This window comes from Enterobacter sp. BIDMC92, assembly GCF_001030225.1.
Taxonomy (GTDB): Bacteria; Pseudomonadota; Gammaproteobacteria; order Enterobacterales; family Enterobacteriaceae; genus Enterobacter; species Enterobacter sichuanensis.
The window spans coordinates 4,132,532-4,156,739 of record NZ_KQ087598.1 but is presented as its reverse complement, the minus strand read 5'-3'; the positions used below and the strand labels follow the sequence as shown (position 1 = coordinate 4,156,739).

Here is a 24,208-nt window from a genome sequence, read left to right as displayed (position 1 = left end):
CCGGATATTAAGATACCGTCTGGCTTTGCGGGTTTTCGGCGTTTTTCTCCGCAGCCGTAAACGCCCGGGCACGTCGCCAGGTGAGCAGTACGCCAGTGAAGTAGATCGCGCCAATCACGATGAATCCCACCACGTTCTGCCAGGTAAAGAGCTGGATGAGCAGCCAGGTGACCGGCGAACCACCCTGATCCATGGATGCCACAAGCCCACCTGCTTTTAACGCACCAGCATTCTGTGCAAGCTGGGTGTGCAGACCGATGGTCTGTGTGGCGATCCACAGTGTGATCCCCATGATGATGACGCCGGAGATGAGTGTGCGGAACAGATTACCCTGGTGAACCGCGACCGCCATTGCCACGAAGAAGCCGATAGTCGCAAGGTCGCCGAAAGGCAGTACCTGGTTACCCGGTACCAGCACCGCAATTAGAATGGTTAACGGGATGAAAATGAGACTGGCGGAGACCACTGACGTATGACCCAGCAGCAGCGCGGGATCAAGACCAATTAAGAACTCCTGACCACCAAATTTGGCCTGCAGGCGTTTGCGGGCGTGTTTAGCAATCGGCGTCAGGCCGTCCATAATCGGCTTGATGACACGCGGCATCAGTAGCATCACTGCGGCGGTTTTCACCGCCAGTTGCAGAACGGATTTCGCGTCGTAGCCTGCCAGTATGCCGATGACCAGCCCCATGACAAAACCGACGGTGACGGGCTCGCCAAACGGACCAAAGCGTTTCTGTACATCGTCGGCGCTAAAGTGGATCTGCTTCAGACCTGGAATGTGGTTGATAATCGTATCGACCAGCACCGCGACAGGACCGAGATACGCCGACGAGCCGTGAGGAATGGCAATTCCCTCCAGACCGAAGAAGTCTCGTGTGTCTTTGGCAAACCAGTCTCCCAGCTTGTAGACAAAGGCCGCGTGAACCACCACGCCAAGGATCCCCAGCCAGTAAGAGCCAGTAGCCAGGTGCAGCATTGCGCCGGTGAAGGTCATGTGCCAGATGTTCCAGATATCCACGTTCACTACGCGGGTCATACGAGTGACCAGCATGATGACATTGACTCCAATAGCTACCGGGATCGCCACCAGTGCGATTTGGGAGGCCCAGGTCATGGGAGAAGAACCAGGCCAGCCAATGTCCACCACGTGCAGGTTAATCTGGAATTGTTCCGCCATCGCTTTGGCTGCCGGGCCAATGGAGTCGAGCATAAGGCCAATGACCAATCCAATTCCCACGAAGCCGATGCCGATATGCAGGCCGGACTTGAAGCAATCGCCCAGTTTCATCCCCAGCAGTTTCGAGAAGATAATGATGACAATCGGCAGCATGACGGTGGGACCGAGGTCGAGGATATACCGCATGATTTCGGTAAACATGATCTTACCCCTCGAGGATAGTGAGGATTTTTTGTTGCAGGGCTTCGATACCGACGCCCGATACAAACGGCATCCCATGAACCACCGGAATGTCACCAAAAGATCTGTCGACTTTTGCCGTGGTGCAGATCAGGTCTGCACCGTCCATATAGGTTTCAATTTCGGTCACCCGACACTGAACCAGATCCAGCGTTATGTGGTGGGCTTCACACAATTCTTTGATCTCTTCAGCCGCCATGGTTGAGGTGGCTACAGCACCACCACAGGCAACAATAATTTTACGTTTCATAGGGTACTCCTTTTTATTATCAGTATGTTATGAAGCCTGTGCACAGGAGGCAGGCTCAAGGATAGTCTCCCGGAATTGCTCGGCCAGGCGATCGGCTGGCGTGGCCAGCAACATGTCCAGCGTGTCCGGGTTTTGTAACTCGCTGAAAAGACGGCGCAGCAGTTTTATTTGCGCCGCAGGGTTTTCAACAATTAACGCGATGATGAGTGAAACCGCGACCTCTCCATCATCATCCGCCTGCTGAAAATTCACCGGCTTGTCCGGGCGAATCAGGTAAATCGCAGGACTTTTGGCGTGTACCGCTTCACAATGCGGGATCGCAACTGCATGGCGTTCAAGGGTAATGCCGGTGGGGTAGTTGAGCTCCCTTTCCAGCAGTGCGGCCGGGTAAGTGGCATGCACAACACCTTTCGCCAGCATCTCCTCGCCAATGTGTGCCAGCGCAAGCTGGCTGTTTTCAAACTCAATTCCGGTACGGACAAAAATGTGACTCATAGACTCTCCGGGCATCAGACGAATTCAGGGGTACAGCCAAATCGATAGGCGCGTAATACATCCTGTATTTTGTCGATGATGAGATTTTGCGGTGTTGCAACGATCTCATTCATCGACAAACGTTCGAACTGAACGGGCATAAACTGGCTGATCAGCCCCAGCGGCAGCGCGGTGTTACTCAGGTTGGCGATTAATTTCTCCACACTCTGACGGATACGCGGATGCGGCCAGTAGTAGCGAATGCGGTCTGAGAGGCTGAAATGAATATCCACCATCGCCTGACTCCAGGTCGGGCGGTAGTACTTCTGCCAGTAGTCCGGCTCGTTCAGCATCACTTCGTCGATTACCTCCAGCACGTGGCTGCGCTGCTCAGGGCAGATAAGTTCTTTCTCCATTTGCGCAAGGGCAAAGATGGCTTCACGCAGGGCAAAGGTGAGCGCAGGGCCAACTTTCAGGATCGCGAAGTGATCGCGTACCAGAGCACGATAAGCCTGTCGGGTCTGGTAGTCGGTCGAATGCGCCTCGTAGACCATCGGTGTCTGGCGGATCCAGCCGGACAGTGCCTCTGCAGCGTGGGGCTGGTAGTGAATAATTTGGGTATGGTCGAACTCCACGCCCGGTTGCACCACGATAGCAATCACGCGCGTCATGGCGTCGTCCAGTCCCAGTTCGCTAAAGGCTATGCGATGGGTGTCCAGCGTCTGTGCCGCATCTTCGACACGGGTAACATGCACGCTGTTAATCGTGCTGGCTTCTCCGCCCGGTACGGGAACTTCAGTACCAATGACGTAGGTCAAAGCTGCTTTTTGTTGCTCAGTGGCCGTCTCTTCTGCTGCTTTGCACAACCGTGCAGCGCGCTGTGCTACCACCACTGGCGCTAGTGGAATGGGGTCGTCGGCGCAGGACATGGATGCATCCAGATGGATCTTGGTAAATCCGGCGGCCACATAGGCTTTTATCAGCTCAACGGATTTTTCCATCGCGGCTTCCGCCGGTTCGTTTTGCCAGCAGTTAGGTCCCAGGTGATCCCCACCAAGAATCAGGCGTTCGCGTGGAAAGCCAACCTCCCTGGCGATGTTCAACACAAAATCGCGAAAATCAGCAGGTTCCATCCCGGTATAGCCACCAAACTGATTCACCTGATTTGAAGTGGCTTCAATCAGCACTTTATTGGCGGTGTTCACATCAAATCGCAGTGCAGCTTCGATGACCAGCGGGTGTGCTGAACAGACAGAACAAATACCGAGATGCTCTCCCGCCTTATGGCGGGCAATAATATCTTTCACGTTTCCTCCGGGTCAGGACTTTAGAGTTTTCCTTCACATCCACAATCGGTAATCACCTTGCGTACGACCTCTTGCATGGCACTTTTGGCAGGTACCATGTAATGGCGCGGATCGCTGGCATCGGGATGTGAAGCGAGATAGGTTTTCAGCGCATTTGAGAAGGCGATTTTGAGTTCTGTGGCAACATTGACTTTGCAGATCCCGAGGCTGATTGCCTTACGGATATCTTCTGTCGACAATCCTGAGGCACCGTGCAGTACCAGCGGAATATCAACCTGACTGCGGATCTCTGCCAGGCGCTCGAAATCGAGTTTTGGCGTGGCTTTGTACAGGCCGTGCGCAGTGCCGATAGCAACAGCCAGCGAGTCGATACCCGTGAGTACAACAAACTCATGCGCCTGTTGTGGATTGGTATAAAGCGCATCTTTGCTGTCGACGACCAGGTCATCTTCCTGCCCCCCCAAGCGCCCAAGTTCGGCCTCCACGCTAACGTCGTAGCGGTGGCAGTAGTCCGTTACTCTCTTCACCAGCGCCACGTTTTCAGTGAACGGATGATGAGAGCCGTCGATCATTGCAGAGCGGATCCCGCTCTGTACTTTCTGCGCGATATCGTCGAAATCTTCGTGATGATCGAGGTGGATCGCCAGTGGCTGGTTGTACGTTTTGGCCAGATCGCTGGCGATGGCGACCACGTTCCCGGTTCCGGCATAGCTAAACGTACCGGGCGTACCCGCGACGATCAGGGGAGAACGCATCTCAGAGGCCGTTTCGACGACCACCTGCAGCGTTTCGAGATTATGAATATTGAATGCCGGAACCGCGTAACCTTCACGCTGTGCCTTTATCAGCATCGCTTTCGACGAGATGATGTACATCTTTCCTCCGAAACCTTTCGTTTTGTGTATGCGAAAGACAATATAGGGTTTCGGAATGTTCTTTTGTGATTGGTATCTTAAAAACGAAAGAATCGAAATGAAAGGCAAGAATGCGAAAGGATCGAAAGCAAAAAAAAGCATGGCCGAAACCATGCTAAAGGAGGTTTACAGTAAAATCACGTCACCGGCGCCGGGTTAAACACCGCCAGCTGGTTATGCAACCCCCATTGATCCGAGAATGTTTTCTTCCGTCCGCTCGCCACGTCCAGAATGAAGTGGAACAGTTTCCAGCCCACCTCTTCAATGCTCTCTTCCCCGGTGGCGATGGTGCCCGCGTTAATATCCATTAAGTCATACCAGCGGTTTGCCAGCTCGGTGCGCGTCGCCATTTTTATTACCGGCACCGCCATCAGGCCGTACGGCGTACCGCGTCCGGTGGTGAAGACCTGCACCGTAATGCCGGAGGCGACCTGCTGCGTGCCGCAGACGAAGTCGCTGGCGGGCGTTGCCGCGTAGATCAGGCCGCGCTTCGTCGGGCGCTGGCCGGGAGAAAGCACCTCCGCAATCGCGCTCTGACCGGATTTGGCAATCGAGCCAAGGGCTTTTTCCACCACGTTTGCCAGACCGCCTTTTTTGTTGCCGGGAGAGGGGTTGGCGCTGCGGTCGGTTTTGCCCATATCGAGATAGTTATCGTACCAGGCCATCTCCTCAAGCAGGCGTTTGCCCACCTCTTCATTGACGGCGCGCGGCGTAAGCAGATGAATGGCGTCACGGACTTCGGTCACCTCGGAGAACATCACCGTGGCACCGCAGCGAACAAGCAGATCGGACGCATAGCCCACCGCCGGGTTGGCCGTCACGCCGGAGAATGCATCGCTGCCGCCGCACTGGGTGCCCACCACCAGTTCCGATGCCGGGCATGTTTCGCGCTGGCGTTGGTTGAGTTTGTCCAGATGGCGCTCTGCGACCTGCAGAATGTCGTCAACCATTGAGCGGAAACCGACGTGGCGTTCGTCTTGCAGGCGCACAATGCTGGCCTCATCAGCCGGGATGGCTTTGACATCTTCCGTGCCCTGCAGCAGGCGCTCGGGCTGGAGCTTTTCACATCCCAGGCCGATCACCATCACCTCGCCGCCAAAGTTCGGGTTGAGGGCGATATTGTGGATGGTCCGGATGGGCACGACGGCTGCCGGGGCGTTAATTGCCACGCCGCAGCCGTAAAGGTGGTTCAGGCCGACCACGCCGTCCACGTTCGGGTATTTCGGCAGCAGATCGCGTTCGATAATTTTCACCACGTAATCCACTACGCCCGCCACGCAGTGTACGCTGGTGGTAATGCCGAGCAGGTTTTTGGTGCCGACGCTGCCGTCCGTATTGCGATAGCCTTCGAAGGTATAGCCTTCCAGCGGGGGAAGCGGCTCCGGCACGCGGGTTGCCAGGGGCAGCGTATTCAGCGGCGGGGCTTCCGGTAGCTCAACCAGCGACTCCTCAACCCAGCTACCCCTGGCAATGAAGCGCACGGCATAACCGATGACTTCACCGTAACGCACGATTTCGCTGTTAGCAGGAATATCCACCAGGGCGACTTTATGCCCCTGCGGAATATGCTCAATCAGTTCCAGTCCGTCCGGGAAGCGGGTTCCTGCTTTTAAGCCATTGTCGTTGACAATAATCGCCACATTATCGGTGTCGTGCACTTTTATATAGAACGCCGTCGGCGATGCGTGTCGAATTTCAATGTCGGCCATTGTTCACTATTCTCCGGCAAAGTGTCTGATAATAAATTCAGCCAGTTTTCTAATGGTAGAAATTAATACGCGGCTTTCAGAAATAAAGCATGTCAGCAGATGACATATGAAAATGTGATCCCGATCGCTCCCGAACCAGTAATGCCTGATTCTGTGCATCAGCGCCCAGTGCTTTGTGCATATGCTCAAAATATTATCAAAATGCAACGTAATGCTTGAGCATTAAAACAATGTGTGGTCATGAATAGCGTCTTATACTGAATGACGATTTTATTACGCCAAACCAGGTCAGAATAATAAATATCATCCTGTCGCTGCGTCTGAATAAATAAAATGATATTGAACAAGGCTGCGGAATTAAAAAGGTAAACGCGATGAATAACGATATCTTCCCGAATAAGTTTAAAGCGGCCCTCGCGGCGCACCAGATTCAGATTGGCTGCTGGTCCGCGCTGGCAAACCCCATCAGCACGGAAGTGCTGGGACTGGCCGGGTTCGACTGGCTGGTGCTGGACGGCGAACATGCGCCTAATGATATCAGCACCTTTATTCCGCAACTGATGGCGCTGAAAGGCAGCCCGAGCGCCCCCGTCGTGCGCGTACCCACCAATGAGCCGGTGATCGTTAAGCGTCTGCTGGATATTGGTTTCTACAATTTCCTGATCCCGTTTGTGGAAACGGCAGAGCAGGCAGCGCTGGCCGTGGCCTCCACACGCTATCCGCCGGAAGGGATCCGCGGCGTCTCCGTTTCGCACCGCGCCAACATGTTTGGCACCGTCCCGGACTACTTCGTGCAGTCCAACAGCAATATCACCATCCTGGTCCAGATCGAGAGCCAGCAGGGTGTTGATAACGTCGATGCGATTGCCGCCACCCACGGCGTGGACGGTATCTTCGTCGGCCCAAGCGATCTGGCGGCCGCGCTCGGACACCTGGGCAATGCCGGTCATCCGGACGTACAGCGTGCCATACAGCACATCTTTGCCCGCGCCAGCGCGCACGGCAAACCGAGCGGTATTCTGGCACCGGTTGAGGCGGATGCCCGCCGCTATCTGGAGTGGGGAGCCACGTTTGTTGCCGTCGGCAGCGACCTCGGCGTATTCCGCTCGGCCACGCAGAAATTAGCGGACGCTTTTAAAAAATAACCATCATTGAGGAAAAAACTATGACGCTGAAAGTGGGTTTTATTGGCCTGGGGATCATGGGTAAACCAATGAGTAAGAACCTCATCAAAGCAGGTTACTCACTGGTGGTATCCGATCACAATCCGCAGGCCGTGGCTGAGCTCATGGCGGCTGGCGCAGAAACGGCCACCACCGCCAAAGCCATTGCTGAGCAGTGCGATGTCATCATCACCATGCTGCCAAACTCACCGCATGTCAAAGAGGTCGCGCTGGGTGAGAACGGAATTATCGACGGTGCGAAGCCGGGCCTGGTGCTGATCGATATGAGCTCTATCGCGCCGCTGGCAAGCCGTGAAATCAGCGAGGCGTTAAAAGCAAAGGGCGTTGATATGCTGGACGCGCCGGTCAGCGGCGGTGAACCAAAAGCGATCGACGGCACGCTGTCGGTCATGGTTGGCGGTGAGAAAGCCGTTTTCGACAAATACTACGACCTGATGAAAGCGATGGCGGGATCTGTGGTGCATACGGGGGAAATTGGTGCGGGCAACGTGACCAAGCTGGCGAACCAGGTAATTGTGGCGCTGAACATTGCCGCCATGTCGGAAGCGCTGACGCTGGCAACCAAAGCGGGCGTCAACCCGGACCTGGTCTATCAGGCTATTCGCGGTGGGCTGGCGGGCAGTACCGTGCTGGATGCCAAAGCGCCGATGGTGATGGACCGAAATTTCAAACCTGGCTTCCGTATCGATCTGCACATTAAAGACCTGGCCAACGCGCTGGATACTTCTCACGGCGTGGGAGCCCAGCTGCCGTTGACGGCGGCGGTCATGGAGATGATGCAGGCGCTGCGCGCGGATGGCCTGGGCACGGCCGACCACAGCGCGCTTGCGTGCTATTACGAAAAGCTGGCGAAGGTGGAAGTCGCCCGTTAATCGCGTCTTGCCCACACCTGAGGGTGACAGCGGCGCGCAAACCCTCTATACTGCGCGCCGAAGCTGACCAGACAGTCGCCGCTTCGTCGTCGTCCCCTTCGGGGGAGACGGGCGGAGGGGAGGAAAGTCCGGGCTCCATAGGGCAGGGTGCCAGGTAACGCCTGGGGGGGAAACCCACGACCAGTGCAACAGAGAGCAAACCGCCGATGGCCCGCGCAAGCGGGATCAGGTAAGGGTGAAAGGGTGCGGTAAGAGCGCACCGCGCGGCTGGTAACAGTCCGTGGCACGGTAAACTCCACCCGGAGCAAGGCCAAATAGGGGTTCACATGGTACGGCCCGTACTGAACCCGGGTAGGCTGCTTGAGCCAGTGAGCGATTGCTGGCCTAGATGAATGACTGTCCACGACAGAACCCGGCTTATCGGTCAGTTTCACTTCTTAGAAAACCCCGCTTCGGCGGGGTTTTTACTTTCCGGGTGTGTAGGTAGGGTAAGTGCAGCGCCACCCGGCAACCGTACAAACGACATCAATTCTCATATTTGCGACATTAAGCACATTTCACTGTTTTTGCCCCGTCAGTGTTCATCCCGCTTCTGTAGACGATCGTCATCACAAAATTTCACGCTAAAAAGTGGTCATTTTTTGGTATTGATAGTTTGTTATGATTGTTACTTTGATGATCTCGATTTTTTTCTCGTTTGATATAAATATATTGAAATTAAAAACATTCACTCCATGAATGTGTGACGTATTCCACTTTTTAGTGCCAGTCTGCCCAATCACGCCTGAAAATTTTTAGAAATTAAAAGAATGTTTCAAAAGAGTGGTGGTTATTTATTGTCCTTTAATTGCCTGAAAGATCGTCTTTATTGATTTTTTTAATGAAGGAAAATTTATCCGTGTTATTGCCATAAAATAAATTTATTACCCCGGTTTTTATTGATCAATATCAGCGTAATGGCGTGTCGTGATGGGTTTATTGTATTGATAATAAAGGCTTTTAATGGGTTTTTGTCCGGTCTGTATTGGGTGCGAAAAGGCAAATTGTGAGTGACAGCACATACCCCCTGAAACATTATTGAGTAGAATCCACTCCGTCATAGAGAAATAAGCGCAGAATATTATGAACACTATTATTCTACCGAAAACACAGCACCTCGTGGTATTTCAGGAAGTCATTAAAAGTGGCTCCATAGGTTCTGCAGCAAGACAACTGGGGCTGACACAACCCGCCGTCAGCAAAATTATCAGCGATATTGAGTCCTACTTTGGCGTCGAAGTGATGGTGCGTAAAAACACCGGCGTAAAACTCACTGCCGCGGGCCAGGTTCTGCTCTCGTACTCAGAGTCGATCACCCGTGAGATGAAAAACATGGTGAGCGAAATCAACAGCCTGAGTTTCAGCACCGTCATGGACGTCTCCTTTGGCTATCCGTCGCTGATTGGTTTTACCTTCCTGTCTGAAATGATCAAAAAATTCAAGGAAGTGTTCCCGAAAGCGCGTGTCTCCATGTATGAAGCGCAGTTGTCATCTTTCCTGCCGGCCATTCGCGACGGTCGGCTGGATTTTGCCATCGGTACGCTGAGCGATGAAATGTTGCTGCAGGATCTGCACGTCGAGCCGCTGTTTGAATCCGAGTTTGTGCTGGTAGCCAGCAAATCACGAACGTGCATCGGCCCGACGACACTGGCATCGCTCACCCACGAGCAGTGGGTGATGCCGCAAACCGACATGGGCTACTACAAAGAACTCCTGACTACCCTGCAAGACAACCACATCAGCATTGAAAATATCGTCCAGACCGATTCCGTTGTCACCATTTATAACCTTGTGTTGAATGCCGATTATCTGACGGTCATTCCCCGTGACATGATTGCCCCGTTCGGTTCCGATCAATTTATTGTCCTGCCAGTGGAAGATGAATTACCCGTGGCGCGTTATGCCGCCGTATGGTCAAAAAATTACAGAATAAAAAAATCGGCGTCAGTATTAGTCGAACTGGCAAAACAATATGCGTCACTCACTGGCGAAAGACGACGATGATATATTAACTCCCGGATAAGTATTAAACCTTTTTAAAACACCCAGAGCTTATTTTAGCCGTGCTCTGATACCCTGACTTTGCCTGAAAAGAATGAATTATTATAACGAGGATATTATGCATATTACCTACGATCTCCCGGTAACGATTGAAGATATTCAGGATGCCAGAAAACGACTGGCAGGAAAAATATATAAAACCGGCATGCCGCGCTCAAATTACCTCAGCGAACGTTGTAAGGGTGAAATATTCCTTAAGTTTGAGAATATGCAGCGTACCGGCTCCTTTAAAATTCGCGGTGCGTTCAACAAACTAAGCTCGCTTACCGATGCGGAAAGACGCAAAGGCGTAGTTGCCTGTTCTGCGGGAAACCACGCGCAGGGGGTGTCTCTCTCCTGTGCCATGCTGGGCATTGACGGCAAAGTGGTGATGCCGATGGGCGCGCCAAAGTCTAAAGTCGCCGCGACGCGCGACTACTCGGCGGAGGTAGTGCTGCACGGGGAGAACTTCAATGACACCATCGCCAAAGTCAGCGAAATCGTCGAGATGGAAGGGCGTATTTTTATCCCGCCTTACGATGACGCCAAAGTGATCGCCGGACAGGGCACCATCGGGCTGGAAATTCTCGAAGACTTGTACGATGTGGATAACGTCATTGTGCCAATCGGCGGTGGCGGCTTAATTGCCGGGATCGCGACGGCGATTAAATCCATCAACCCCACCATCAATATTATCGGCGTGCAGTCAGAAAATGTTCACGGCATGGCGGCATCGTATCAGGCCGGAGAAATTATGAATCATCGCGTCACCGGTACATTAGCCGACGGTTGCGATGTCTCTCGCCCGGGTAAATTAACGTTCGAAATTGTTCGTGAATTGGTCGATGACATCGTACTGGTCAGTGAAGAGAACATTCGCGACAGCATGATTGCACTTATTCAGCGAAATAAAGTGGTGACCGAAGGTGCCGGCGCGCTGGCCTGTGCCGCGTTATTAAGCGGCAAGCTTGATCACTATATTCAGGGTCGTAAAACCGTCTGCATTATTTCCGGCGGCAATATTGACCTCTCCCGTGTTTCCCAAATTACCGGCTTCGTTGACGCATAAAGGTGACCTATGAGCAACACAGAAAGCATTATCGTTGGCCAGACAAAAACGTCCTCCTGGCGTAAGTCTGATACCACCTGGACGCTTGGCCTGTTCGGAACCGCCATTGGCGCAGGCGTGCTGTTCTTCCCCATTCGCGCAGGCTTTGGTGGCTTGATCCCTATCCTGCTGATGCTGGTTCTCGCCTTCCCGATCGCGTTTTACTGCCACCGTGCGCTGGCGCGTCTGTGCCTGTCCGGTAGCAACGTCTCCGGCAACATCACCGAAACGGTGGAAGAGCATTTTGGTAAAACCGGTGGGGTGGTCATTACCTTCCTCTACTTCTTCGCCATTTGCCCGCTGCTGTGGATTTACGGCGTTACCATTACCAACACCTTTATGACCTTCTGGGAAAACCAGCTCCAGCTGCCCGCGCTGAACCGCGGCGTGGTGGCGCTGTTCCTGCTGCTGCTGATGGCCTTTGTGATCTGGTTCGGCAAAGACTTGATGGTGAAGGTAATGAGCTTCCTGGTGTTCCCGTTTATCGCCAGTCTGGTGCTGATTTCCCTGTCGCTGATCCCTTACTGGAACTCGGCGGTTATCGACCAGGTCAACCTGAGCGATATCGCCTTCACCGGCCATGATGGCATTCTGGTGACGGTGTGGCTGGGCATCTCCATCATGGTCTTCTCCTTTAACTTCTCGCCGATTGTCTCCTCGTTTGTGGTCTCCAAGCGTGAAGAGTACGAGCCGGCGTACGGGAAAGAATTTACCGAGCAGAAATGTTCCAAAATTATCGGTCGTGCCAGCCTGCTGATGGTCGCCGTGGTGATGTTCTTCGCCTTTAGCTGCCTGTTTACGCTCTCTCCGCAGAACATGGCGGATGCCAAAGCGCAGAACATTCCTGTGCTCTCATACCTGGCGAACCACTTTGCCTCGATGTCGGGAACCAAATCGACGTTCGCGACGGTACTGGAATACGGGGCTTCCATCATCGCGCTGGTCGCTATCTTCAAATCCTTCTTTGGTCACTACCTGGGCACGCTGGAAGGGCTGAACGGTCTGATCCTGAAGTTCGGTTATAAGGGCGACAAGAAGAAGGTCTCTGTGGGCAAGCTGAACACCATCAGTATGGTGTTCATTATGGGATCCACCTGGATTGTTGCATACGCCAACCCGAACATTCTTGACCTTATCGAAGCGATGGGGGCGCCGATCATCGCCTCTCTGCTGTGCCTGCTGCCGATGTATGCCATCCGCAAAGCGCCAGCCATGGCGAAGTATAAAGGCAGACCGGAGAACATCTTCGTCACGGTTGTGGGCCTGCTGACCATTCTGAATATCGTTTACAAACTGTTCTAACCAAAGCTCAGGAAGAGCGGAGCCACACCATGATTGAGTTTCCGGTAGTACTGGTTATTAACTGCGGTTCGTCCTCTGTTAAGTTTTCGGTGATCGATGCCAGCGCCTGTGACGCCCTGATGACGGGCATTGCAGATGGCATCAACACAGATAACGCCTTTATTTCCGTAAACGGGGGTGAGCCAGCCAGACTGGCTCACCATGACTACGAAGGGGCGCTGGCTGCCATCGCCCTGGAGCTGGAGAAGCGTAACCTGATGAGCAGCGTGGCCTTAATTGGCCATCGCATTGCTCACGGCGGCGACCTCTTCAGCGAGTCGACCCTGATTACGGAGGAGGTGATTGCGCAGATCCGTCAGGTTTCCCCGCTGGCGCCACTGCATAACTACGCCAACTTAAGCGGCGTGGAAGCCGCAGAGCGCCTCTTCCCTGGCGTGCAGCAGGTTGCGGTGTTCGATACCAGCTTCCATCAGACGCTGCCGCCGCAGGCGTATCTGTATGGCTTACCGTACCGCTATTTTGAAGAGTTGGGCGTGCGTCGCTACGGCTTCCACGGCACCTCTCACCGCTACGTGGCCGGGCGGGCGCAGGCGCTTCTCGGGCTGTCCCCCGATAACAGCGGTCTGGTGATTGCCCATCTCGGTAACGGCGCCTCCATCTGCGCGGTGCGCAATGGCGAAAGCGTGGATACCTCCATGGGTATGACGCCGCTGGAAGGGCTGGTGATGGGCACACGCTGTGGCGACGTGGATTTTGGAGCCATGGCGTGGATTGCCCAGCAGACCGGCCAGTCGTTCGAGGATCTGGAGCGCGTGGTCAATAAAGAGTCCGGATTACTGGGGATCTCCGGCCTCTCGTCTGATCTGCGTGCGCTGGAGAAGGCCTGGCACGAAGGCAATGAGCGGGCACAGCTGGCGATCCAGACCTTCGTTCACCGCGTTGCGCGCCATATCGCCGGGCACGCGGCATCGCTGCACCGCCTGGACGGCGTGGTCTTTACCGGCGGTATCGGCGAAAACTCGAAACTTATCCGCGCGCTGGTGGCGGAACACCTGAAGGTCTTTGGCCTCATCCTCGACGACGCCAAAAATGCCCTGCCGGGCAGCGCGGGTGAGCGCGTGATCTCCACCGGGTCGTCCCGCGTAGCCTGCGCGGTTGTCCCTACCAACGAAGAAAAAATGATCGCACTGGATGCCCTCCGTCTTGGGAAGGTTACCCCGGCTGCGGCTTACGCCTGATAAAGCGAGAATAAGATGATAGTAACAATCGATACGGGCGTCGCGCCCTACAGCGACGCATGGGCCGGGTTTCGCGGTGAAGAATGGAAAAACGCCGTCAATGTGCGCGATTTTATTCAGCATAACTACACCCCTTATGAAGGCGACGAAGCTTTCCTCGCGCAGGCGACGCCAGCAACGACGGCGCTGTGGCAGAAGGTAATGGTCGGCATTCGTCAGGAGAATGCCACCCACGCCCCGGTGGATTTTGACACCAATATCGCCACCACCATTACGGCTCACGGACCGGGCTATATCGACCAGGAGCTGGAGACGATCGTCGGTTTGCAAACCGATAAACCGCTTAAGCGCGCCCTGCATCCTTACGGCGGGATCAACATGATCCGCAGCTCGTTTGAAGCCTACGGCCGTGAAATGGATCCGCAGTTCGAATACCTGTTTACCGATCTGCGCAAAACCCATAACCAGGGCGTATTTGACGTCTACTCGCCGGAGATGATGCGCTGCCGTAAATCCGGGGTGCTGACCGGGCTGCCAGACGGCTACGGGCGCGGGCGCATCATTGGCGACTATCGCCGCGTGGCGCTGTACGGCATCAGCTATCTGGTGCGCGAGCGTGAACTGCAGTTTGCCGATCTCCAGCCGAGACTGGAACGTGGTGAAGATCTTGAGGCGACGATCCGCCTGCGTGAGGAGCTGGCGGAACACAAACGTGCGCTGCTGCAGATCCAGCAGATGGCGGCAAACTATGGCTTTGATATTTCACGTCCGGCGATGAACGCCCAGGAAGCGGTGCAGTGGGTCTATTTTGCCTACCTGGCAGCGGTGAAATCCCAGAACGGCGGGGCGATGTCGCTGGGGCGCACGGCCTCATTCCTCGATATTTACATTGAGCGCGACATGCAGGCCGGGCGGCTGAATGAAGTCCAGGCGCAGGAGCTGATCGACCACTTCATTATGAAGATCCGCATGGTGCGCTTCCTGCGCACGCCGGAGTTCGACACGCTTTTCTCCGGCGATCCGATCTGGGCGACGGAAGTGATCGGTGGGATGGGGCTGGACGGGCGGACGCTGGTGACCAAAAACAGCTTCCGCTATCTGCATACGCTGCACACCATGGGGCCTGCGCCGGAGCCTAACCTGACGATCCTCTGGTCTGAACAACTGCCGATCGCGTTCAAGAAATATGCCGCGCAGGTATCGATCGTCACCTCGTCGCTGCAGTATGAGAACGACGATCTGATGCGTGCCGACTTCAACAGCGACGACTACGCCATTGCCTGCTGCGTCAGCCCGATGGTGATCGGCAAGCAGATGCAGTTCTTCGGTGCCCGCGCCAACCTCGCCAAAACGCTGCTGTACGCGATCAACGGCGGGATGGATGAGAAGCTGAAGATCCAGGTCGGCCCGAAAACCGAGCCGCTGCTGGATGACGTGCTGGACTACGACACCGTGATGGCGAGCCTCGATCACTTTATGGACTGGCTGGCGGTGCAGTACATCAGCGCGCTGAATCTCATTCACTATATGCACGACAAGTACAGCTACGAAGCCTCGCTGATGGCGCTGCACGACCGGGACGTTTACCGCACCATGGCCTGCGGCATTGCTGGCCTGTCGGTGGCGGCGGATTCCCTGTCCGCCATTAAATACGCCACCGTGAAACCGGTGCGCGACCACACCGGTCTGGCGGTCGATTTTGTGATAGAAGGGGACTACCCGCAGTACGGCAACAACGATGACCGCGTGGACAGCATTGCCTGTGACCTGGTGGAGCGCTTTATGATGAAAATTCAGGCACTGCCAACCTACCGCAACGCGGTACCGACTCAGTCGATCCTGACTATTACCTCCAACGTGGTTTACGGTCAGAAGACCGGCAACACGCCGGACGGACGCCGTGGCGGCACGCCGTTTGCGCCAGGCGCGAACCCGATGCACGGTCGCGACAGAAAAGGAGCCGTGGCTTCGTTAACCTCGGTCGCTAAGCTGCCGTTCACCTATGCCAAAGATGGGATCTCTTACACCTTCTCCATCGTACCGCAGGCGCTCGGTAAAGATGAGATGGTGCGCAAAACTAACCTGGTGGGGCTGCTGGACGGCTACTTCCACCATGAAGCGGCCATTGAGGGGGGACAGCATCTTAACGTCAACGTCATGAATCGGGAGATGTTGCTGGATGCCATTGCGCATCCGGAGAATTATCCGAACCTGACGATCCGCGTTTCAGGCTATGCGGTGCGGTTTAATGCCCTGACGCGTGAGCAGCAGCAGGATGTAATCTCCAGGACGTTTACGCAATCCATCTGACGCAAGTCAGTCCTGATGCCCCCTCACCGCAGGGGGCATTTTTTTGGCCCGCTTAACATACAAAATTGTTTATATAATTACTCACACATATTCATCCGTTCTTGAAAAACAATACGCCTGCTTTTTCCTATAACAGATTGTAAGGACTGTAAGATGATGAAAATGACCCGCATTGCGTTGGCAGCTGCTTCACTGGTGGTGTGCAGTTTTACGGCGCAGGCCGCTAACGTTGAGGCTGCCCCGTCGCCCTCCCAGGATCCGCTGGTACAGCACCTGAAGCTCAGCAACGAACAGGTTAAGAAGATTGAAGATCTGCATAAGCAGCTGGAAGAAAATGTCAGCAAGATCCCGATGACGGGTGTGAAGGACGGCGCACTGATCGACATGTTCCAGGCTGGTAAATGGGACGAAAGCACGGTGAAAAGCCAGCTTACCGCATTCAGCAAAATTGAAGAGCAGACCCGTTATTACCGCGTGAAATATTACTTCGACGTCAGCCAGGTATTGACGCCGGAGCAGCGCAAGCAGATCAGAACCGATATGGCTAACGCGCTGGCTGAGTGATTTCCTACCCGCGCATGGCGCGGGTATTTATTTCTTGATCGTCATCACTTTTAGAAAACTGGCTTTAAATATCCTCCTTCAGAAGCAAAATTTCCTCCCGACAAAGAATATCCTTATTAATGTTGTGACCTTTTTCTCCCGCGCTCCGGATATGATCTTCCCACACCAATAACACACACCTGCAACCCTCTGAATCGCAATCGCTGGCGATCGGAAACCTATAAAAACAACTGTTTACCCTACAAAATAAGCGAGTGCCCAATGGATACGGCAACAAACAGCAGTGTGATTGTGAATGATTCCCCCGCGGCAAGGCGTGCGGGAATGAGCGAAAGTGAGTGGCAAGCGGCAATTAAATTCGACAGCACCGATACGGGCTGGGTCATCATGAGTATCGGGATGGCTATCGGCGCGGGGATTGTTTTTCTCCCAGTGCAGGTAGGACTCATGGGGCTGTGGGTCTTTTTACTCTCGTCCATAATCGGTTATCCGGCCATGTATTTATTCCAGCGTCTGTTTATTAATACCCTTGCGGAATCACCGGAATGCAAAGACTACCCGAGCGTCATTAGCGGTTATTTAGGCAAGAACTGGGGTATTTTATTAGGTGCGCTCTATTTCGTGATGCTGGTGATCTGGATGTTTGTCTATTCCACCGCCATTACCAACGACAGCGCATCGTATTTGCATACCTTCGGTGTGACCGACCATTTGCTCTCTGAAAATCCATTCTACGGGTTATTCCTGATTTGTATTCTGGTGGCCATCTCTTCACGGGGGGAAAAGCTGCTGTTTAAAGTCTCCAGCCTGATGGTGTTGACCAAATTATTCGTGGTCGCGGCGCTGGGAGTGTCGATGATAGGTCTGTGGCATTTAGCCAACGTAGGCATGCTGCCGCCCGTAGGGCTGCTGGTTAAAAACGCCATCATCACGTTGCCCTTTACCTTGACCTCCATTCTGTTTATTCAGACCTTGAGCCCGATGGTGATCTCATACCGTTCACGGGAAAAATCCGTGGAGGTGGCGCGTCATAAAGCGCTGCGGGCAATGAACATTGCCTTTGGTGTGCTGTTTGTAACGGTCTTCTTCTATGCAGTCTCCTTTACGCTGGCGATGGGGCACGATGAGGCGGTCAAAGCCTATGAACAGAATATCTCTGCCCTGGCGATAGCGGCGCAGTTTATCAGCGGCGACGGCGCGGGCTGGGTCAAAATCGTCAGCGTGATCCTGAATATCTTTGCCGTCATGACCGCATTCTTCGGCGTCTACCTCGGTTTTCGCGAGGCCACGCAGGGTATCGTCATGAATATCCTGCGCCGCAAAATGCCGGCAGAGAAAATCAATGAGAACGCCGTCCAGCGCGGGATTATGCTGTTCGCCATCCTGCTGGCCTGGAGCGCGATTGTATTAAATGCGCCGGTGTTGAGCTTCACGTCTATTTGCAGCCCCATTTTTGGCATGGTGGGCTGCCTGATCCCCGCATGGCTGGTCTGTAAGGTCCCGGCACTGCACAAATATAAAGGCGTTTCGCTGGTGATTATTGTTATCACCGGGCTGCTGCTTTGTGTTTCTCCTTTCCTCGCCTTCTCCTGAGGATTATTAAGGTCGTAACGATGTCTGAGCAAACTTATCCTTTATGGAATCAATTTATTCGCGCAGTGCAGGAAGAAGTTAAACCCGCACTTGGATGTACCGAACCCGTCTCTCTGGCGCTGGCCTGCGCGATGGCCGCAGACCTTCTGCCGGGTGATGTCACACAGATTGAGGCGTGGGTCTCGCCGAACCTGATGAAAAACGGGCTTGGCGTGACGGTGCCGGGAACCGGCATGGTCGGGTTACCGATTGCGGCAGCGTTGGGTGCGATTGGCGGTAACGCACACGCCGGGCTGGAGGTGTTAAAAGACGCGTCAGCCGGGGCGCTGGTACAGGCCAAATCGCTGCTGAACTCAGGTAAGGTCCAGGTGAAACTGCAGGAGCCGTGCGATGAAATCCTCTACTCGCGCGCCCGGGTATATGCCGGAGATACCTCGGCAATGGTGACCATTGCCGGTGAGCATACCCGGGTGGTGGAGGTGGTTTATCAGGACGAAACGCGCTTTGCGCTTGAGGAGCAACAGGGCGAAGAAAATGACGATCCGCTGGCGGTGCTGACAAACGCCACGCTGTCGCAGATCCTGGAGTTTGTCGAGCAGGCGCCGTTTGAGGCGATCCGTTTTATCCTGGAAGCAGGGCAGCTAAACGATGCGCTCTCCCGGGAAGGGCTCAGCGGGAAGTGGGGGCTGCACATTGGTGCCACGCTGAATAAGCAGCGTGCGCGCGGATGGCTGGCACAGGATCTGGGTTCAGACATTGTTATTCGCACCAGTGCGGCCTCGGACGCCCGCATGGGCGGCGCGACGCTGCCAGCGATGAGCAATTCGGGTTCCGGCAATCAGGGCATTACCGCCACCATGCCGGTGGTGGTGGTCGCTGAGCACGTTCAGGCCGACGACGAACGGCTGGCGCGGGCGCTGATGCTGTCTCATCTTTCCGCTATTTATATTCACGCCCAGCTTCCGCGTTTGTCGGCGCTGTGTGCGGCAACAACCGCGGCTATGGGGGCGTCGGCGGGTATGGCGTGGTTGATGGGCGGCAGTTATCAGACGATTGCGATGGCCATCAGCAGCATGATCGGCGACGTCAGCGGGATGATCTGCGACGGCGCTTCAAACAGCTGTGCCATGAAGGTCTCTACCAGCGTGGCAAGTGCGTGGAAAGCGGTGATGATGGCGCTGGATGATTCGGCTGTGACGGGCAACGAAGGCATTGTGGCGCACGATGTGGAGCAATCGATCGCGAATCTGTGCGCGCTCGCGTGCCGTTCGATGCAGGCCACGGACCGGCAGATAATTGAGATTATGGCGAGTAAGGTGTTGTGAACTTCCCCCCTCATCCCTCTGGGGATGTACGGTCCGGGGACATAGTGAACGCTTGTTCGGGGACATGGTAGACACTTACAACTAAGGCATAAGAACCCGTTTATGGAGTCGCTTATGCCCTGGGATGCGAGAGATACCATGTCATTACGTACCGAGTTTGTTTTGTTCGCCTCGCAGGACGGAGCGAACATCCGTTCCCTCTGCCGTCGCTTCGGCATTTCACCTGCCACCGGCTACAAGTGGCTTCGTCGCTGGACGGAGGAAGGGGCCTCCGGCCTTCAGGACCGCCCGCGCATACCGCACCATTCCCCGAACCGCTCATCTGACGACATTACTGCCCTGCTGCGCATGGCCCATGACCGTCATCAACGCTGGGGAGCCCGCAAGATTAAGCGCTGGCTGGAAGACCAGGGGCACACCATGCCCGCCTTCAGCACCGTTCATACCCTGATGGCCCGTCACGGCCTGCTGCCGGGCACTTCACCGGGCATTCCCGCCACGGGACGGTTCGAACATGACGCGCCCAACCGGCTCTGGCAGATGGATTTTAAGGGCCACTTTCCCTTTGGCGGTGGCCGCTGCCATCCGCTCACTTTGCTGGACGACCACTCCCGTTTTTCCCTGTGCCTGGTGCACTGTAACGATGAACGTCGAGAGACCGTGCAGCAGCAGCTGGTCAGCGTGTTTGAACGCTACGGCCTGCCGGACAGGATGACGATGGATAACGGCTCACCGTGGGGAGACACCACCGGCACCTGGACGGCACTGGAGCTGTGGCTGATGCGCCAGGGTATCCGGGTGGGGCACTCCCGGCCGTATCATCCGCAGACGCAGGGCAAGCTGGAGCGTTTTCACCGCAGCCTGAAGGCGGAAGTGCTGCAGGGGAAGTGGTTCGCGGACAGCGGTGAACTGCAGCGCGCCTTCGACCACTGGCGGACGGTCTATAACCTTGAACGCCCGCATGAGGCGCTGGATATGGCGGTACCGGGCTCGCGGTATCAGCCGTCATCGCGACGGTACAGCGGCAACACAACGCCCCCGGAATACGACGAGGGCGTAATGGTCAGGAAAGTGGATATCAGCGGAAAGCTGAGCGTGAAAGGGGTAAGTCTGAGCGCGGGTAAAGCGTTCAGGGGAGAACGGGTCGGACTGAAGGAGACGCAGGAGGATGGCTGCTATGAAGTGTGGTGGTACAGCACGAAAGTGGGGGTGATCGACCTGAAGAAAAAGTCGATCACCATGGGTAAAGGATGTTAAAAAGTGTTCACCATGTCCCCGAACACCTGTCTACCATGTCCCCGGACTGTACAGGGGAGAGGGGGAATATCTTACACTGGCAAATCAATCAGCAGCGCGCGCAGCGGCGTATCCGCCACCAGCGTGATATTCGCTTCATCACGAATAAACGCCCCGTCACCGCAGGTGAGCGCTTCCTTCTCTTCCGTATGCGTTACCGCATGCACCGTGCCGTGAATCGACTGCAGATAGGCGCGCGGACCGTGAAGCTGGAAGCTCGCCTGTTCACCTTTCTTCAGTTCGATATGGTGCAGCCACACCTGCTGACGCAGCTGCAGGCTATCTTTGCTGCCGTCAGGCGATGCAATCAGCTGCTGTTTATCGCCCGTCAGGTCTAGCTTTTGTACCAGCGGGTTTTCCCGCTCAGGGCAGGCGTCAAGCCACAGCTGCATGCGGGTCAGCGTTTTGTCTTTGCTGAGGTTATGCTCGCTGTAGCTGATGCCCGGCTGTGTGGAAATTAATAACGCTTCGCCAGCCTTCGCCTGGACATGATTGCCCTCGCTATCGCGGTATTCTGCCTCGCCTTCCAGGATCAGGTTCAGGATATCGACTTTCGGGTACGTACGCGGCTGGAAGGAGGCGCCCGGGGCGAGCACTTCCTGATTTAACACACGTAGTGATGCGTAACCGAGGAGTTTAGGGTCAAAGTAGTGTCCAAAGGAAAAGGTGTAGCGGGCCTGCAGCCAACCGAAATCGGCTTGTCCGCACTGTTTAGCTGTTCTTGTCGTAATCATAAACTGACCTCTCTTTACACTAAAACAATGGTAAAGGTATGGACGCTGCATTGTTAGCCAGATATTCTGCCGGGTATGTTCAAATTTCCTGAATGAGAACGAGATGGCTAAAGAGAGAGCATTGACGCTTGAGGCGCTTCGCGTCATGGACGCAATCGACCGGCGCGGCAGTTTTGCGGCGGCGGCAGATGAGCTGGGGCGCGTTCCGTCTGCGCTGAGCTACACCATGCAAAAGCTGGAGGAAGAGCTGGACGTGGTGCTGTTTGACCGCTCCGGTCATCGAACAAAATTCACCAACGTTGGGCGGATGCTGCTGGAGCGCGGCCGCGTGCTGCTGGAAGCGGCGGATAAGCTCACGACGGACGCCGAAGCACTGGCTCGTGGCTGGGAAACTCATCTGACGCTGGTGACGGAAGCCCTGGTGCCGACCGAATCGCTGTTCCCGCTGGTGGACCGTCTGGCGGCGAAGGCTAACACGCAGCTGTCGATCATCACTGAGGTGCTTGCAGGGGCGTGGGAGCGGCTGGAGACGGGCAGGGCGGACATCGTCATTGCGCCGGACATGCACTTCCGTTCCTCGTCGGAGATCAACTCGCGCAAGCTTTACAGCGTGATGAATGTCTACGTTGCCGCACCCAATCACCCGATTCACCAGGAGCCGGAACCACTCTCTGAAGTCACTCGCGTGAAGTATCGCGGCGTGGCGGTTGCGGATACCGCACGTGAACGTCCGGTTCTGACGGTACAGCTTCTGGATAAACAGCCGCGACTCACCGTTACGTCTCTGGAAGATAAGCGCCAGGCGCTGCTGGCAGGGTTAGGCGTGGCAACAATGCCATACCCGTTTGTGGAAAAAGATATTGCGGAAGGACGGTTGCGGGTCGTAAGCCCGGAATACACCAGCGAGGTGGATATCATTATGGCATGGCGTCGTGACAGCATGGGCGAAGCCAAGTCGTGGTGTTTGCGAGAAATTCCAAAGCTCTTTGCGCACTACAACAAATAAGCGTGTAGGCCCGGTAAGCGCAGCGCCACCGGGCTCTGATTTACACGCCGGCTTTCGGATCCGGACCAAAGCGGTTTTCGCCTGGGGTGCCGCTCTGGCAGTTGAAGATCAGAATCACGATCCAGCCCACAATCGGGATCAACAGCAGCAGTAGCCACCACGCTGAACGATCGGTATCGTGCAGCCGACGGAACAGTACCGCCCACGATGGCAGCAGGACTAACAGGCCATAGATGGTGGTCAGTACGCCTTCACCGCCAGCCCGCTCCCAGCCGAGAATTTTATCCACGATGCCCAGCACCATAATCAGGACGAAGTTCACCAGAACGAACATCCAGTACTCTTTGCGGCGGGCGCGGCCACCAAATCCAATGTAGTTGCGCAGTACTTTTAAATACCAGTCCATTTTCCTTGCCTCATTAGTCAGTCAATCACTTGTTTTCTAAGCGATCGAGGTAAGGATAGATGGAGATTGTGAATTAAAAAAGGGCATCCATTGATGCCCTTAATATTTATCCAAAACGCACATCGCGCCCGTGCGGTTCATCCAGGTCCTGCCACGGCCCAATGGAGATAATGCCCGTTGGGTTAATGGTCTTGTGGCTGCGGAAATAGTGAGTGCGGATATGGTCGAAGTCGACCGTGTCGGCGATGCCCGGCATCTGGTAGATGTCGCGCAGGAAACCATACAGGTTCAGATAGTCACTGATGCGGTGCTTGTCGCACTTAAAGTGGGTGACATAGACCGGATCAAAGCGAACCAGCGTGGTCCACAGGCGGATATCCGCTTCCGTCAGACGATCGCCCGTCAGGTAGCGGTGCTGGCCGAGGATCTGCTCCAGACGCTCAAGAGATTCAAAGACTTTTCCGACCGCTTCGTCATACGCTTCCTGACTGGTGGCAAAGCCGGCCTTGTAGACACCGTTGTTGACGTTGTCGTAAATCCAGCTGTTCAGCTCATCAATTTTATCGCGCAGCTCAACCGGATAGTAATCCCCGGCGCGGGCGCCGTGGGCATCAAATGCGGTATTGAACATGCGGATGATTTCCGCAGACTCATTGCTGACAATCGTCTGGTTTTTCTTGTCCCACAGCACCGGCACGGTCACGCGCCCGGTGTAGTGCGGGTCGGCCCGCAGGTAGAGCTGGTAAAGGAAATCATGGTGGTATAGATCGTCGCCTGTCGCTGCAGGGAAATCACTGTCAAACGTCCAGCCGTTTTCCAGCATCAGCGGGTTCACCACGGAAACCGGAATTAAGGATTCAAGACCTTTGAGCTTGCGCACAATCAATGTGCGATGCGCCCACGGACAGGCAAGGGAGACATAAAGATGATAACGATCTTTCTCGGCCGCAAAGCCGCCTTCGCCACTTGGGCCGGGAGCCCCGTCGGCGGTGAGCCAGTTACGGAAGGCCGAAACAGAGCGCTTAAAGCGTCCACCGGTGGATTTGGTGTCATACCAGACATCCTGCCAGACGCCGTCTACGAGTTGTCCCATTCTTTTCTCCTCCGTCAGATAGCA

21 protein-coding genes and 1 other RNA gene are annotated in these 24,208 nt (G+C 55.1%); 13 read left to right on the top strand and 9 right to left on the bottom strand.

The genetic code is table 11. From position 1 onward, the window contains the following. Positions 1-7: 7 nt before the first annotated feature. The 6 genes from SP99_RS19405 to garD form a co-directional block, all read right to left on the bottom strand. On the bottom strand, positions 8-1,381 hold the full coding sequence (locus SP99_RS19405; protein WP_025756737.1) for a galactitol-specific PTS transporter subunit IIC: 1,374 nt from the start codon (positions 1,379-1,381) through the stop codon (positions 8-10). Positions 1,382-1,385: 4 nt separating this feature from the next. Then, positions 1,386-1,670 carry a PTS galactitol transporter subunit IIB gene (gene gatB, locus SP99_RS19400; protein WP_047959526.1) on the bottom strand — a complete coding sequence of 95 codons (285 nt, stop codon included), beginning with the start codon at positions 1,668-1,670 and terminating at the stop codon, positions 1,386-1,388. 27 nt (positions 1,671-1,697) lie between these two features. Beyond that, positions 1,698-2,165 carry a PTS galactitol transporter subunit IIA gene (gene gatA, locus SP99_RS19395; protein WP_025756739.1) on the bottom strand — a complete coding sequence of 156 codons (468 nt, stop codon included), beginning with the start codon at positions 2,163-2,165 and terminating at the stop codon, positions 1,698-1,700. Positions 2,166-2,179: 14 nt separating this feature from the next. Then, positions 2,180-3,451 carry a tagatose-bisphosphate aldolase subunit GatZ gene (gene gatZ, locus SP99_RS19390; RefSeq protein WP_047959525.1) on the bottom strand — a complete coding sequence of 424 codons (1,272 nt, stop codon included), beginning with the start codon at positions 3,449-3,451 and terminating at the stop codon, positions 2,180-2,182. 20 nt (positions 3,452-3,471) lie between these two features. Continuing rightward, positions 3,472-4,326, bottom strand: a complete 855-nt coding sequence (locus tag SP99_RS19385) for a tagatose bisphosphate family class II aldolase (RefSeq protein ID WP_045284773.1) — start codon at positions 4,324-4,326, stop codon at positions 3,472-3,474. Between the two features lie 176 nt (positions 4,327-4,502). Beyond that, positions 4,503-6,074 carry a galactarate dehydratase gene (gene garD / locus SP99_RS19380; RefSeq protein ID WP_025756742.1) on the bottom strand — a complete coding sequence of 524 codons (1,572 nt, stop codon included), beginning with the start codon at positions 6,072-6,074 and terminating at the stop codon, positions 4,503-4,505. A 374-nt stretch (positions 6,075-6,448) separates the two neighbouring features. Between garD and garL the strand changes: the two genes are divergently transcribed. The 12 genes from garL (at position 6,449) to SP99_RS19325 (ending at position 20,906) form a co-directional block, all read left to right on the top strand. Further along, entirely contained in the window at positions 6,449-7,219 is a 771-nt protein-coding gene (garL, locus tag SP99_RS19375) for a 2-dehydro-3-deoxyglucarate aldolase (protein WP_045284775.1), read from the top strand. A gap of 20 nt (positions 7,220-7,239) precedes the next feature. After that, entirely contained in the window at positions 7,240-8,130 is an 891-nt protein-coding gene (garR, locus tag SP99_RS19370) for a 2-hydroxy-3-oxopropionate reductase (RefSeq protein WP_047959524.1), read from the top strand. Between the two features lie 59 nt (positions 8,131-8,189). Next, an RNA gene (rnpB, locus tag SP99_RS23345) (RNase P RNA component class A) lies at positions 8,190-8,566 on the top strand. Between the two features lie 686 nt (positions 8,567-9,252). Then, entirely contained in the window at positions 9,253-10,173 is a 921-nt protein-coding gene (gene tdcA / locus SP99_RS19365; RefSeq protein ID WP_047959523.1) for a transcriptional regulator TdcA, read from the top strand. A 115-nt stretch (positions 10,174-10,288) separates the two neighbouring features. Beyond that, positions 10,289-11,278 carry a bifunctional threonine ammonia-lyase/L-serine ammonia-lyase TdcB gene (tdcB, locus tag SP99_RS19360; RefSeq protein WP_047959859.1) on the top strand — a complete coding sequence of 330 codons (990 nt, stop codon included), beginning with the start codon at positions 10,289-10,291 and terminating at the stop codon, positions 11,276-11,278. A 9-nt stretch (positions 11,279-11,287) separates the two neighbouring features. Continuing rightward, entirely contained in the window at positions 11,288-12,619 is a 1,332-nt protein-coding gene (gene tdcC, locus SP99_RS19355) for a threonine/serine transporter TdcC (protein WP_047959522.1), read from the top strand. A gap of 29 nt (positions 12,620-12,648) precedes the next feature. Further along, a complete protein-coding gene (gene tdcD, locus SP99_RS19350) occupies positions 12,649-13,857 on the top strand; it encodes a propionate kinase (RefSeq protein ID WP_047959521.1) in 1,209 nt (402 codons plus the stop codon). 15 nt (positions 13,858-13,872) lie between these two features. After that, on the top strand, positions 13,873-16,167 hold the full coding sequence (pflB, locus tag SP99_RS19345; protein ID WP_047959520.1) for a formate C-acetyltransferase: 2,295 nt from the start codon (positions 13,873-13,875) through the stop codon (positions 16,165-16,167). A 153-nt stretch (positions 16,168-16,320) separates the two neighbouring features. Continuing rightward, complete coding sequence (locus SP99_RS19340) at positions 16,321-16,731, top strand: Spy/CpxP family protein refolding chaperone (RefSeq protein ID WP_045286334.1); 411 nt, start codon at positions 16,321-16,323, stop codon at positions 16,729-16,731. A 261-nt stretch (positions 16,732-16,992) separates the two neighbouring features. Beyond that, positions 16,993-18,324, top strand: a complete 1,332-nt coding sequence (locus SP99_RS19335; RefSeq protein ID WP_047959519.1) for an SLC5/6 family protein — start codon at positions 16,993-16,995, stop codon at positions 18,322-18,324. A 20-nt stretch (positions 18,325-18,344) separates the two neighbouring features. Then, positions 18,345-19,649 carry an L-cysteine desulfidase family protein gene (locus tag SP99_RS19330; RefSeq protein ID WP_047959518.1) on the top strand — a complete coding sequence of 435 codons (1,305 nt, stop codon included), beginning with the start codon at positions 18,345-18,347 and terminating at the stop codon, positions 19,647-19,649. A gap of 114 nt (positions 19,650-19,763) precedes the next feature. Then, on the top strand, positions 19,764-20,906 hold the full coding sequence (locus SP99_RS19325; protein WP_047959517.1) for an IS481 family transposase: 1,143 nt from the start codon (positions 19,764-19,766) through the stop codon (positions 20,904-20,906). 71 nt (positions 20,907-20,977) lie between these two features. Here SP99_RS19325 and SP99_RS19320 read toward each other — a convergent pair whose 3' ends face one another. Further along, a complete protein-coding gene (locus SP99_RS19320) occupies positions 20,978-21,679 on the bottom strand; it encodes a pirin family protein (RefSeq protein WP_025759872.1) in 702 nt (233 codons plus the stop codon). A 103-nt stretch (positions 21,680-21,782) separates the two neighbouring features. Here SP99_RS19320 and SP99_RS19315 point away from each other — a divergent pair, with 103 nt between their 5' ends. After that, a complete protein-coding gene (locus SP99_RS19315) occupies positions 21,783-22,685 on the top strand; it encodes a LysR family transcriptional regulator (RefSeq protein ID WP_047959516.1) in 903 nt (300 codons plus the stop codon). A 40-nt stretch (positions 22,686-22,725) separates the two neighbouring features. Here the strand turns inward: SP99_RS19315 and SP99_RS19310 are convergent, their stop codons facing one another. Next, entirely contained in the window at positions 22,726-23,091 is a 366-nt protein-coding gene (locus tag SP99_RS19310) for a DUF805 domain-containing protein (protein ID WP_025759870.1), read from the bottom strand. A 106-nt stretch (positions 23,092-23,197) separates the two neighbouring features. Then, a complete protein-coding gene (locus SP99_RS19305; RefSeq protein WP_047959515.1) occupies positions 23,198-24,184 on the bottom strand; it encodes a glutathione S-transferase family protein in 987 nt (328 codons plus the stop codon). Between the last annotated feature and the right edge of the window lie 24 nt (positions 24,185-24,208).

Bases quoted from the DNA above. Each gene is read 5' to 3' on its own strand.
- SP99_RS19405 (WP_025756737.1), bottom strand. From the start codon at position 1,381: ATGTTTACCGAAATCATGCGGTATATCCTCGACCTCGGTCCCACCGTC.
- gatB (WP_047959526.1), bottom strand. From the start codon at position 1,670: ATGAAACGTAAAATTATTGTTGCCTGTGGTGGTGCTGTAGCCACCTCA.
- gatA (WP_025756739.1), bottom strand. From the start codon at position 2,165: ATGAGTCACATTTTTGTCCGTACCGGAATTGAGTTTGAAAACAGCCAG.
- SP99_RS19385 (WP_045284773.1), bottom strand. From the start codon at position 4,326: ATGTACATCATCTCGTCGAAAGCGATGCTGATAAAGGCACAGCGTGAA.
- garD (WP_025756742.1), bottom strand. From the start codon at position 6,074: ATGGCCGACATTGAAATTCGACACGCATCGCCGACGGCGTTCTATATA.
- garL (WP_045284775.1), top strand. From the start codon at position 6,449: ATGAATAACGATATCTTCCCGAATAAGTTTAAAGCGGCCCTCGCGGCG.
- garR (WP_047959524.1), top strand. From the start codon at position 7,240: ATGACGCTGAAAGTGGGTTTTATTGGCCTGGGGATCATGGGTAAACCA.
- tdcA (WP_047959523.1), top strand. From the start codon at position 9,253: ATGAACACTATTATTCTACCGAAAACACAGCACCTCGTGGTATTTCAG.
- tdcB (WP_047959859.1), top strand. From the start codon at position 10,289: ATGCATATTACCTACGATCTCCCGGTAACGATTGAAGATATTCAGGAT.
- tdcC (WP_047959522.1), top strand. From the start codon at position 11,288: ATGAGCAACACAGAAAGCATTATCGTTGGCCAGACAAAAACGTCCTCC.
- tdcD (WP_047959521.1), top strand. From the start codon at position 12,649: ATGATTGAGTTTCCGGTAGTACTGGTTATTAACTGCGGTTCGTCCTCT.
- pflB (WP_047959520.1), top strand. From the start codon at position 13,873: ATGATAGTAACAATCGATACGGGCGTCGCGCCCTACAGCGACGCATGG.
- SP99_RS19340 (WP_045286334.1), top strand. From the start codon at position 16,321: ATGATGAAAATGACCCGCATTGCGTTGGCAGCTGCTTCACTGGTGGTG.
- SP99_RS19335 (WP_047959519.1), top strand. From the start codon at position 16,993: ATGGATACGGCAACAAACAGCAGTGTGATTGTGAATGATTCCCCCGCG.
- SP99_RS19330 (WP_047959518.1), top strand. From the start codon at position 18,345: ATGTCTGAGCAAACTTATCCTTTATGGAATCAATTTATTCGCGCAGTG.
- SP99_RS19325 (WP_047959517.1), top strand. From the start codon at position 19,764: ATGCCCTGGGATGCGAGAGATACCATGTCATTACGTACCGAGTTTGTT.
- SP99_RS19320 (WP_025759872.1), bottom strand. From the start codon at position 21,679: ATGATTACGACAAGAACAGCTAAACAGTGCGGACAAGCCGATTTCGGT.
- SP99_RS19315 (WP_047959516.1), top strand. From the start codon at position 21,783: ATGGCTAAAGAGAGAGCATTGACGCTTGAGGCGCTTCGCGTCATGGAC.
- SP99_RS19310 (WP_025759870.1), bottom strand. From the start codon at position 23,091: ATGGACTGGTATTTAAAAGTACTGCGCAACTACATTGGATTTGGTGGC.
- SP99_RS19305 (WP_047959515.1), bottom strand. From the start codon at position 24,184: ATGGGACAACTCGTAGACGGCGTCTGGCAGGATGTCTGGTATGACACC.